At 52.6% G+C, this 12,792-nt stretch carries 4 protein-coding genes; 1 reads left to right on the top strand and 3 read right to left on the bottom strand.

Annotated elements, in window-relative coordinates:
* Nucleotides 1–59: 59 nt before the first annotated feature.
* Nucleotides 60–3,203, bottom strand: coding sequence for a TonB-dependent receptor (locus ACGHAD_RS11795; RefSeq protein WP_339617721.1), 3,144 nt, complete (start codon nt 3,201–3,203; stop codon nt 60–62).
* 329 nt (nt 3,204–3,532) lie between these two features.
* Between ACGHAD_RS11795 and ACGHAD_RS11790 the strand changes: the two genes are divergently transcribed.
* Nucleotides 3,533–4,720: an endonuclease/exonuclease/phosphatase family protein gene (locus ACGHAD_RS11790; RefSeq protein WP_382417207.1), complete on the top strand. Its 1,188-nt coding sequence runs from the start codon at nt 3,533–3,535 to the stop codon at nt 4,718–4,720.
* A 120-nt stretch (nt 4,721–4,840) separates the two neighbouring features.
* On the opposite strand, the gene pelA is transcribed toward ACGHAD_RS11790, so the two are convergent.
* Nucleotides 4,841–7,882, bottom strand: coding sequence for a pectate lyase (gene pelA / locus ACGHAD_RS11785; RefSeq protein ID WP_382417205.1), 3,042 nt, complete (start codon nt 7,880–7,882; stop codon nt 4,841–4,843).
* Between the two features lie 100 nt (nt 7,883–7,982).
* Nucleotides 7,983–12,224 (bottom strand): CBM35 domain-containing protein, encoded by a 4,242-nt coding sequence (locus tag ACGHAD_RS11780; RefSeq protein ID WP_382417203.1) that lies wholly within the window; start codon nt 12,222–12,224, stop codon nt 7,983–7,985.
* Nucleotides 12,225–12,792: the final 568 nt, after the last annotated feature.

The raw sequence follows: 12,792 nt of genomic DNA, 5'->3' as shown, positions 1-12,792 counted from the left end.
AGAAGGGCCGGATCAATGATCCGGCCCTTTTGGTTTTTTAGTCCGGTTGCTATTGGTTATTAAAAATCGTAACGAAAGCCAACGCGCAGTTCCCACAATGAGGGGCTACCGACACGAGTGGGGCCAGCCGGGTCACGAAACTCTTCGTAGACGTAACGGCCTTGGTCATCCATGGTGGCATCCACAGCGGTTTGTGCCCGTGGGAAGCTTGCCTCGTACTGCACGCCCCAGTCATCGTTGAGGAGGTTGCCGAGATTCTCAACCACCATGTAGATAGACGAGCGGTGGCCATCCATAATGCCCGGTAGTTCTTGTTCGACTTTTAAATCAAATTTAACCCACCAATCGCTGTTCAGTTCATTCCGCTCCATAATCTCTCCGCGGTCTAGCCCCTCGTCAGCAATCCACTGGTTGAAACTTTCTACATCAAAGTTATCGCCATAGACGACGCTGGCGTCGTTTTCGGTGGGCACATACAAAAGGTGCCGCGAGATAAACCCGGTAGAGTCGCCAAACATAAAGCCCTGATCAAAAGTGTAGCTGTAAGGACGACCTTCGTTGGCCGAGCCAAACAGCGTGACGCGGGTATCGAAGTCACCAAAAAAGGCATGCTCATAGGCGATTTTGGTGGTAAAGCGGTGGGGGATATTGTAGTTAGAGGTGGCCGGGCCTGGATTTTCCGGGTCGGCGGTGGCTACACTGGTGTAGTTCGAAAACGCCACTGAACTGGTCATGGGGTTAACGTCTTCCGCGTCGCTGTAAGCGTAGCCGGCGGCTAACTCTAAACCAAAATCAAAGTACTTACTGGCGCCAACCGAGATAGTCAAAGCGTCGCCTGCATCGCCGTCGACATTGGTCAGCATAAAGTCTTGGCTGCGACCATCGATGCTGCCGTACGTGGGGCGACCATCAATGGCCGTGCCGGTTTGTACGCGTGAGATGTCAGAGATAATTGCTGAATCTTGGTGTTGACTGTAGAGAATGTCACCGGATAAAACTAGGTTGCCGGAAAACTCGTAGCTGGCACCCAGGGCGTATTTCCAGACTGACGGCACTTCGAAATCAGGGTCTAATAAATTTACACCGCCGTTAGCGCCTTGGTTGTTAGCGACTTGGTCGTACAACTCTTGCGGGATATCGTAGATCGGCCGACCTTCGCCGGTATACGGCATGTCCAGAATCGACTCGCCGGAGTCGTCTTGCACTTCAATTTGGGTAACGCCGTCGTTGGAGTAGCTGTTGGAGATCCATACGTTGGGATTGCCGCCAGAGTACAGACCTACGCCACCGTGAACTTCAAAGTAATCGGTTAGGTTCCAGTTAAAGCCCAAGCGCGGTTGCAGTAAGTCGGCTTCGTCTAGGTTTTGGCGATTGTCGATCAGGTAGCTTGCTAATATGTCTAAGTTTTGCGTTGGTTTATCGTCGCTCTCGTAGTAGTCATAACGCAGGCCGGCAACAATTTTAAGATCACCACCATCAAGGAAAATCTCGTCTTGTAAATACAAGGTATTCACCGCGTATTCAAATTGCGCTGCGGCATCGCCCTTAATATTGCTGCCTGCTGCGTTCTCGTAAGTGATCAGGCTGGGGGTTCCTGCTTCAAAATCGGCGATAGAGCTAAAGCGGTATTCGCCTTCCGACTCCTGAATAAACATGTTGAACACATCAAACGATTCGCGCTCATAGCCGAAGGTAAAGGTTTGCAGGTCCAGACGATAGCTACCGGCAAACTTTAGGTTGAGTGAATCGTATTTAAGTTTATTGGCGTGACGGGAATCGTCAGAGCCCATGTAAACAGTGGCTCGGGATAAATTGCCATCATTGTCGTGATCGTTCTCTGTGGTGATTTGTACTTCACCAAAATCGGTGCCGCCTAGGGATAACTGGCGGTTGTCCAACTCTTGGTAGCCAATTTTTACTTCGGTAGAGAAAGCATCACTCCAGTCGGAGAACAGTTGGCCAACATACGAGGTGAGCTCGGCGCCGCGCTCGTAATAGTGATTAGAAAACTCCAGCTCGTCAGAATCGCCGTCGGATTGCGCGATGGAATAGCCGTCGTTGTAGTTGTAAGTTAATGAAGCGCGCTGCGAGTTGGTGATGTTCCAGTCGACTTTAACCAATAGCTTTTCGTCATCGACCGGCAAACTTGACGGGAAACTGCCCGGGTTATAGCCGTACACATCGTTGGCGATACGTTCGATTTCGGCGATTTGCGCGGCGGATACACCGTTAACGGGGGTGGCCACGTTGGCATCGGCGGTGCCGCGATCAAAGGTGTCAACACCTTCTAGTTTTTCGTAAGCGGCAAAAAAGAATAATTTGTCTTGAATAATGGGGCCGCCTACGCTTAAACCATAGCGCTGTTCATCGAAAGGCGCGATATCGATGCTGTCGCCTTCAAGCGAGTCGCCCGCCATTGAGTCGTCGGTGTAATCGTAAAAGACCGAACCGTGAAATTCGTTGTCGCCAGATTTAGTCACAGCATTGATGTTACAGGCGCTAAAGCCGCCGTACTGTACATCAAACGGCGCAAGCTCTACCGCCACTTGCTCGATGGCATCGTAGGAGAAAGGCATCCGCTCGGTGGGGTAGCCGTTGCTGTTTAAACCGAAATTATCGTTCATGCGCACGCCGTCTACGGTTAAGCTGTTAAACCGCGGGTTGGCACCGGCACACTGAATGGAGTCTTTGAAGGCTTCGTCGATATAAATACGCGGATCGAGGCGTACGACATCTTTTAAGTCGCGGTTGATGGCCGGCGCCGTTTCTAGATCGTGCAAGCTAAACGTGGTGTTAGGGCCAACCGCAGCAAAGTTTTGCTCTTGCAGGTTGCCGACCACTAAAATTTCTTCTGTGGCGGCATCACCGACCACAATTTCTAGTTGATAGGCGTCCCCCAGCGATAAGTACACATCCTGTACCGTTTGAGTACCTTCGTCTGAGGCTACCTTTACGGTATAGGGGCCGCCGACGCGCAAGCCGCGCGCGTTAAAACGACCGGAGTCGGTAGTGGTTAGGTCGCTTTGGCTATTGGACGGCGTGTGGGTGATGGTGATGTTGGCATTATTCAGCGGTTGCCCGCTGGCATCGACAACTTGGCCTTGGATGGCGGAGCTGGTTTCTTGTGCAATAGCCGGTAGCGCGGTCCCCATAACCGCGGCAATCGCAAGTACTAAGGTATTTCGTGTTAACTGGTTGTTCATGGCTTTTATTCCCGTTAGGTTACTCCATGGTCGATTGAGCAATGCATTCACGCGCCGTATTTGTTGTGCACGTGCCTCCCGCGCGATGGCTGACTAGCGCCACACGAGTCTTTGTCGTGTTATTGCACGGGGAGGTTATTAGAGTTGTTGTTACATTGGCCCGAGGACTCTAGCGAAAATATGCGAAACTTCTGTGACGGCGCTGTGACAAAATCAAGACATGGGCGTGACAGGTCACAGGTTGGTCATAAAGGTTATGATAGGCTCGGCGAAATTTATGCTTTTAAGTCGGTCATAAGGGGCGTCGAGTGAGAGTGCACGGAATAAAAATGGCAATGTTAGGAGTATTGATTGGTATGAGTGTCGCGATCACCGGGTGCGCTAAAAGTAAAGAAAAAGTGGTCACCAACCCCACCACACTCCGTGTGGCGACTTTTAATGTCAGCATGGAGGCGCGCAATTACGAATCTGAGTCGGAAAACTTCAAAGACTCAATTTTAGTTCGTGAGCTGCAATCGACTAGCAACACTCAAATCCATCACATAGCCGAGATTATTCAGCGCGTGCGGCCGGATATTGTGTTGTTAAATGAGTTTGATAACACCGCGCAAGCCGGTGAGGCGGAAGATTCACTGGCGTTGTTGCAAAAGCATTACTTGGCTGTGGCGCATCAAGATGCTGAGCCTATTACTTACCCGTATCATTATCGTGGTCAGGTCAATACGGGTGTATTATTGCCGCAAGATATAGATGGTGATGGAAAAATTACGACCCCGGCTGATACCTACGGATTTGGTTTTTATCCCGGCCATTATGGCATGGTGTTGTTGAGCCGTTATCCTATTGATGAAGATTCAGTGAGAAGCTTCCGGCAGTTTTTGTGGACCGATATGCCAGATGCAGCTCGACCGAAAAACCCCGATGGCACGCCTTATTATACCGATGCAGTGTGGCGGCTTTTGCGCTTGTCGTCCAAGTCACACTGGGATGTGCCAGTACAGATAGGCGGCCAAACGCTGCATATTTTGGCGAGCCACCCAACGCCCCCAGTGTTTGATGGGCCGGAGGATCGCAACGGTGCGCGCAATCATGATGAACTGAGGTTGTGGATCGATTACCTCAGTGGCGCCGGCGAGTATCTTTACGATGACCAAGGCGGGCGGGGCGCGCTCGATATGTCCCGTGATTTTGTTTTATTGGGCGATTTAAATGCCTCGGCGGTGGAGGGTGATGGCCGCCGTGACGCGATCGCGAGGCTGTTGGCCCTTGCGCGCGTACAAGACCCTATGCCCACCAGTACTGGCGCGCGAGAAGCCCGGCCGGATAACAAATTTAGTGCGAATCATACCGCTGGTTGGGGGATGCGGGCCGATTATGTATTGCCGTCAAGCTCGCTTAAGGTGGGCGGTAGCGGGGTGTTTTGGCCCGCAAAAGATGAGCCGCTGCAGTATTTGGTGGAGGATCGTAAAAGTAGTTCAGATCACCGGTTGGTGTGGGTGGATATTTCGTTTGACTAATAATGCGCGATAGCGGTTTCGATAAATAAAACCGGGTTGCTGGCATCCTATCCAGCAACCCGTAAGAAAACGTTGGGCATTGAATTTGTTGGCCCCGACTATCGCTCGGGGCCGGCCTATTTAATAACCTACGCTCTCGGCATAAGAAATGATTTTCTCGCCATAACTGCCACCCCAGCTGTAGCCTTCGCGACGTTCCTCGGAGATGTCCATAATGTCGTAGTAGGTGCCGCCGTCGCGATCACTAAAAAAGCCCTGATTGTCGTACAGGTTGTAAAAGCGATACCACATTCGATCGCCCGGGGAGTAAATAATTTTTTCCTCGCTGGATTTATCGTATTGGTAATCTTGATGAATGGTATTGGGGCTGCGGTACCAGGCCAGTGCGGCGTCAATGGCAGATTTGATTTGAGGCGTCTGTGGTTGTGTCATCAAAAAAGCGATAATTTCTACCGACTCACTGCCGCTGAGCGATTTTAACTCGTAGGCGCGGGCGGCTTTTGGCTGATAATCCGTGGCACCGTGCTGCGCACACCACACAGTCAAAACGCCATTTTGCTCCCACTGCGCCTTGAGGATGTATTCCACCCCTTTATCGAGCGCGGTTTTGAATTGTGCGCGATCACCGCTGTTAAAAATATCGCTATCAAAAGGCGCAGCGCCTTTTTCGGCGTGGTAGAGAACGGTTAGCACGCGAGTCATGGCATCATCGTTAAAAGTCACGTGATCTGAGTAGCCGCCCCTGAGGGGATAAAACTGCGGCCAGCCACCGGAGGGATATTGCATTTGCAACAAGAAGTCCATCGCCGCTCTGGCCGAGTCGCGGTAGGCCGTGTTGCCGGTGCGCTTGTACATCTCTGCCATATAGCTCATTTCTAGCGTGGTGGCGCCATTGTCGATAGTCGCGGAACCATTGCCGCCGTTACCGTTGCTATCGTACTCTTGGTTTTTGGGCCAGCCGCCATTGTCGTACTGATGTGAGAGAATAATGTTGGCCTGATTGGAACTTAGGCTCCACTCACTTAGGTAGCGGTTAAAGCGCTCGTGCACAGGGTTATTTTCCTGAGACAACACTGGTGCGCTGGCGACGTGGCCGCTAAAGCTCGGGACCCAAGACTCAAACATATTGTCCACGGTGTAGTTTTCCGCCTCGGCGTACGACAGCTGGCGGGACTCGGACACACGCTGCGAGGTGTCGGCACCGGCGCCGGTGTTTTGATATTCGGCAAAGCGCGCGGTAGTAAGGTTGTTGCTACCCATGGCGCGCCAGCCTTGCGGCAAAATATGTGCACCCAGTGCGACGTTTAAGTAAGTGCTGGCGCCATAGGGCCGCCAGTTTCTGCCCAGCGCGACGCTGTTTGCGCTGACCGAAGACGCCGCCGTTACCTCACCGCCGAGAAAGACAATGCCGTAGGGGCGATCTGCATCGGTACTGGGGGCGGTGATGGCGGTGCCGCCGCCCACGCTGTGAATCTGGCAGTGATCAAACACCGCTGTGGCGCCGCCAAAAATGTAGTCCACGGTGCCTTCGACATAACAATCTTTGAAGTACTGTGAGCCACTGTGGACATAGAGGGTGTCTTGGTTGCCCAGAAAACGAGTGTTGCGAAATTGCACCCGGTCTGCCGCAATACGTACCGCAACCGCCTGGATACCCGCGCCGTGGCTGTTTTCCATAGTGAGGTTTTCGACCGAGACGTCGTCGGCAGTGATGGAGATACTGGTGCTGCCCGACGTGCCTAAGGTGCCGCCGTTACCATCGGAGGTGTCGGCAGTGTCGTCGTAGGTTAATACCGTAGACTCGGTCTTGCCGGTTTCGCCGCACAGACTTAGGTTGGGCCGGTCGATGAGCAGTTTCTCGTAGTAGGTGCCGGGTTTGATACGAATCTGGGTGGGCTGAGAGTTGGAGCGCGATACGCTGTTTACGGCGGCCTGCACACTGCTGTACTGAGCGCTGCCATCCTGAGCGACGGTAATCACCGGTTGGTCGGTGACATCGTTGCAGTCCATCACCACCACAGCGCCACACGAGCCCGCGCTAAGGTTGTCGCCCACGGCCGTCATCGAATCGATATTGGGCAAGCCGTTCGCGGTTTGGGCGATTAGGCGGATGCGGTTTTCGCCGGCCTCTAGCGGCACTGTGAGGCTCTCACTGTTCCAGCTGTCCCAAGCTCCGGTCGCGGGCAGGTAGGCGGTGCCAACAACGGTGCCATTGACCTCGATATCCGCTGGACGATTGCTGGTGGCGGCGTAGCGAATATCCAGTAGGGCGTTGTGGGCATAATCGGCGTTGATGCTATAGGTGATGCCGGCACCCGATTTATTGTCGCTGTTGGCAAAACCACTGCCGCCAAAACCACTGTGGTTACTATCGATGCTTCCCTCAACCGAGCAAAAGCCGTTGTCTTCTTGCACAATTAAGGTCGTGCTGGTGGTTGCGATCTCGGCGTCGTCGCCGTTGGAGTTATAAATATTGCCATCGCTACTGTTGATTTTTATCCAGTAATAGTAGGTGCCATCGTTAAGGTCATAATCGGTATAGCCAGTGCCACTGACACCGGCGGCGATACGAGTGCGCCCCTGGGGATTGGAATCTGTATCCCGGTAGACCGATTGACTGGCGATATCGATATTGCTCACATCCCAGTTCAGGGTGACGTCGTCGCCGTTAACACTGGCCGCGAGGTTGACGCTGGCGGTGTCTTCTTCGGCGCCACTGGCATAGGTTTCAAACTCGGCGACGGCGGGTGCGCCACTGCTGCTGAGAATTTCAAAGTTGATTTTCGTCAAACTGACCGGAGCAAAATTAATGCTGCCGGCGCCTGAGCCCTGTGCCAAAACATCGCCGTTTTGGTGATTTACCAGCTGCCAAGAAGCAATGTTGCCTTCATGTCCCGAAGCTTCAACGATGACTGCGCGGGCAACGCTGGTGGCCTCTGACCATTTGACGGAAATACGGCCGGTGGCGCTATCGGGCGCCCAGTAACTGGCGGTGTTGCCATCGGTGACGTTGCCGTAACTGCTACCGCTTTGTTTCGAGGAGCCATCAGCGCCGGCACCGAGCGAGAGATTAGTGTCTGTTTGAGCATGCAGGCTGGTGGCCCCGGATAGAGCCAGTACCAGCCCCATCCCGAAAAGAGTGGGCTTTTTGTGTGTATTCATTGTTATTTCTCTTATTGCCGATTGATTTTTGGAAGAAAAAAAACCCACCCGCTGGCCGCGGATGGGTTTAATGCTTCATCGATATTTCATTGAGCGAATGTTACTGGCAGGAAACTTTACCTAAGCCCAGTACATAGTCAGCGTCATACCCAAGTGGCGAGTTAAACGGAACCTGTCCGTGCTTACCGGCGGTAGCGCTGAGGTAGTCGACCAACTCTTGTCCTGCTGGCAGTTGATGCTCATTCATCATGCTCTGTGAGGCGCTGTTGTAGTTTTGGCTTAAGTCACCAGTGCTGCCGGCGTTGTGCGTTAGTGCCGTCTCAGTGCTGAAGTCTAAGTTACAGGCGCCATCCGAGAACCATAAGTAGCTACCTTCGTTCTGGAAGTCACCGTCGCGAGTATCACGCAGCAAGTTTTCGGCGATCTCGTCAATCGCGTCTTGCACATCATCTTTCTCTTGGTGAATGCTGTTATTCACAAACATGTTGTCTTGCCAAAACAGCTGAGCACCGACGCGTACGCTAAAGACGTCTTTGCGGTAGTTGACAAAGGCGTTGTTAAACATGTGCGAGGTGCCGCGACGGATTAACGGAACACGACGACCGGTGTTGCCTAAACTGTCGTAGTGCGCATCATCGGTGACAAACAAGTTGTCGTGCATGGTAGTGGTAATCTGCGAGTTGATTTCACGACTGTCACTGGAGCCGTGCAACGATGCCCGCTTCACATTTAGCAGCTTATTGAATGACATGGTGATGTCATAAGCGCCCACTTTGACATCAAAGGCGGCGTCGCCGGTGGTGTCGAACGTGTTTTTGTGAATCCAGATATCGTGTGATGCACCGGTGTTGCGAATCATGTCCGGGTCAAGGTCGTGATCTTCCGTGTGACCGGCACCGATAAACGACAGGTGCGTCAGAATAACGCTGTTGGCCGTTTGCGTTGGCTGACCTGAGCTGTCTTTACCGATTGCAAAGCCGTTAAAGCGGAAGAAGCCTTCGCTCATGCGACCATCAAGGGTGGTGTTAGAGCCAACCACGATGTTGCGAATCGGCAGAGAGCTTTCGTTCAGAGCCTCGTTGTAAAACTCAGCCAAACAAGCCTCTTCACCCGATACGCCGTTATCATCGCACCACTCGGTGTAGTTAATACACTTTTGTTCCGTCGTGTTTAGCTGCGACAGAACATCAGGGTTACTACACTGCACGCGGTGCATGCTGATCTCGGTGGTGTTGGCAAAGTCAAACTTGTCAAACACAATCCAGTTGTAATCATCGCCGGTTACCGCATCGACAATCTGTTGTTCAACAGAGGTGTTGCTGTTTTTGGTGATGATGGTTAGCTGGCTGTTGCCGTTAGGGTCGTAACCGCCCAGCGCGTTTTCCCCGTAACCCACCGCGCGGCCGAGAGAGTTTGACAGACACTCGACAATCTCTTGATCGGTTTGCAGTGATGTGGCGCGCCAGTTGACGTTTGGATCAGTGGCGATGGCAACACAGTCCTGTGAGAGGTTAGTGTTGGGGGGCGGTGTCACAGAAGAGCTCGAACTCTCTGATGAATTGCTAGAGTTTGCCTCGCTAGACGAGCTTGAACTGACCACCGAACTGCTTGAGCTGCTGACTGTGCCCGAGGCGTTATAAACTTCAATCTCGGCGATTTGTGGCGCCGTGGTTGCCGAGTGTAACTCTAGGCTGACTTTGCTGGCCGATACATCGCCGAAGCCGGTGATGACCGCATAGCTGCCGAGGCCGCCGCCGGTAGCGAGGACGTCGCCGGTATCGTGGTTCAGCAACGACCAGCTGGTGGTTGCATTGTTTAGCTCGCGAACAATAACGGTATTAAACGAGCCGGACAAACCTTTAACCGAGATTGTCTCATTGCTGGCTGAGCCAGGCTGCCAGTAAGAGCTGGTGTTGCCATCAACGACATTGCCATAGCTGGTGCCACTGCCTTTGCTACTGCCGTCGGCGTCAGAGCCTAAGTTATTGCCCAGTTCAACCGGCTCGCTCGATGAGCTGCTTGAGACGGAAGAGCTTTGCTCGCTGCTGGAGCTGGAGGTTGAGCCGCCGTTACAGTCGCCGGCGGAAGGTGCAGCGCCGGTGATGCTTAAGCTATCAATGTTTGCCAAGCCAGAGCTGGTAGTGGCTTCTAAGCGCAACTCATTGTATCCCGCATCGAGGGAGACAGAGACCGTGCCTGAACCGGTGAAGTCATCCCAAGCGCTGGTGGGGTTTAAATCCACATAAGCTTGGTTGGAGCCATTCACCAACACATTGCCCGGGCGATTGTTGCCGCCGTTAGCGTAGCGCCAATTTAGTTGGTAGGTGCCTGATGTTGGCACGTTAACCGACCAGTTAATGCCGCTGCCTTGGGTGTTTTCGGTGTTGGCAAAACCGCTACCTTCATAGCCCGAGTGGTTGTTATCAATAGTACCTTCGACGTTACAAAAGCCGTCGGACTCTTCCAGCATTAAGGTAGAAGATGCGGTGCTAATAACCGCATCGTCGCCATTGGAGTTAGTAACGACATTGTTGTTGTCGGTCACTTTAATCCAATAATAGTAAGTCCCATCGGCTAGATTGCTGTCGGTGTAGCTGTTGCCGGCAACACCACTGGCAATGCGCAAACGGCCTGCGGGGTCTGGGTCAGTATCGCGGTACACCTCTTGGTTGTAGTTGTTGATATTACTGACATTCCAATTTAAATAAGCGTCCGAGCCTGAAGTTGTTACGCCTAAGTCAACGCTGCCGGCGGCAGAAGAGGATGACGATGAACTACTGATCGGTCCCGAGCCGTTATACACTTCAAACTCAGCAATCTGCGGAGCACTGCTGGCGCTGTCTATCAGTAGGTTTACTTTGGTGGCGGTTGTGTCATTAAAATTAATGACCGCCTCATTGCCCAAGCTATTGCCAGAGGCGAGTACTGCACCGGTATCATCGTTCACCAGCTGCCAAGCGCTGGTGGCGTTGTTTAGCTCGCGAATAATCACGCTGTTAAAGGTCGTGGCGCTGTCCCATTTAATAGAAATGCGCTCGCCCGAGGTGCCGTTAGGTTGCCAGTAGCTGGAGGTGTCGCCGTCGCGGACATTGCCGTAGCTGCTTGAGTCTTTGCTGGAGCCGTCAGAGCCGGCGCCAATCGATAGGTTGGTGCCTGGCTCGCCCGGATTTGAAGAAGTGCTGGAGCTTGACGAGTTATCCTCAGAGGAGCTTGAGCTACTGGACGATGGCACGCTGGATGAGCTGGAGCTGCTGGTCACTTCACAGCTGCCATTGGATACCGCAAGACCAGTATTGGCGCCCGCGGTTGCCAGTACGATTTGTGGTACACAGGTCGCGTCATCCAAGCTGTAGCTATAAGGGATGCTGATACTGGTGGTCGATACCGGATCGCTGCCAGCAGAGCCGGCAGGGTGGTTGTCGTCACCGTCAGAGGACCAAGTGATATTGTCCCAGATATTGCCGCTCACATCCCATGAGCCCATATCGTTGGTGTAGAAGGTACCAAGCGGATCTTTCGAGTCTAAGAAGTAGTTGTGGTCGGCTTTGATTTGACCGCCAACCCGTGGGTTCATCCCCGATTTTTGCAAGCCGATGTAGTAGTTGTTGTAAGCGTGAGCTGTTGCCCCGCGCAGCAAAGGGGTACGCGAGTCGATATTCTCGTACAGGTTGTGGTGAAACGTCACCGGACCGTTGTTGGTGTCGCCATCGCTGGAGCCCACCAAACCGCCGCGTCCTGAGTTGCGCAATGTACTGTAAGACAGGGTGACGTATTTAGTGTCGGCTTTCATATCAAACAGCGCGTCGTAGCCGCCGTCTTCGCCGCCTGATGCTTCGAGCGTCAGGTGATCGGCCCAGACGTTGTATACATCGCTTTCCATACCAATGGCGTCACCGCCGTTAGAGGTAGGCGAGCCGGATTTTTTTACGTTGCGCACATGCAAGTTTTGCAGAATGATATTTTCTGAGCTGCGCAAGTGAATGCCGAGCTCGTCGAACAATGCCCCGTTACCCACACCGATAATAGAGACGTTGCTGACTTCTTTGATTTCAATTTTATCGTCGGCGGTGTTACAGCTATCGCCAGATACTTTACTGGTGTTGCCGTGATTGATGGTGCCTTCGACGTGAATAATGATGGGGGTATCGCTTGCGGCGCGATTACACAAAGCGGCGTGAATTTCGGTGCCGGTCGTTGCGTAAACTACGCTACCGCCGGCGCCACCGGTGGTACCACCGTTTAACGTGGCGTACCCGTCGGCTGCTTGGGCATTGGCGCAGACACCCGCGACGGCGAGTGCCAACGTACAGGGGACAAGTGTTTTTTGCAGTACATTTTTCATTGGACAATCCTATTATTAAATTTATGGATGCGTCGCAATTAGGGCATTACCTCTACCGACCAATCGCTACATTGCCATTGTTATGGGCGGACTGGTAAAAGCACTCTCGACAGGGCTGGCACATCCTCTGTTTTGCAACAGTCCGCTGTGGCGCAACCTGACTGACTTCTGGTGCTTTTTATATTGTTGACGTACCTGTATATCTGAGGAGTGAGTCATCTGTCGCCAATGATCCATCAATGGTCGGACAATCAATCCGGCATTGGTAATGCCTGATTGGTAAGGCAATGTAGTAGCTGTATCAGCTTGTGTAAAGCCAATTCGGTCACGAATTGGCAATAAACGACTGTTTTTGAGCTTTTTGGCGCAAGAAGTCTCTTTTGTTGTGACCGGAACAGTGCTGTAAAAAACTTTATTGGCCAAATGGTAAATGTGACAATAATTGGTCTGGCAGTTGGTCTGTCAGGTTGGAAAGCGGGTGCTACGGCAATGTGTGAGGGCATAACGTAATCAAACGCTACTTGAACTTATTAAGGGGGGCTGAATTATTTTGTTGTAGGCATTTTAT

It is taken from the genome of Gilvimarinus japonicus, from assembly GCF_042847215.1.
Lineage (GTDB): Bacteria > Pseudomonadota > Gammaproteobacteria > Pseudomonadales > Cellvibrionaceae > Gilvimarinus > Gilvimarinus japonicus.
This window is presented reverse-complemented; position numbering and strand designations above follow the sequence as displayed.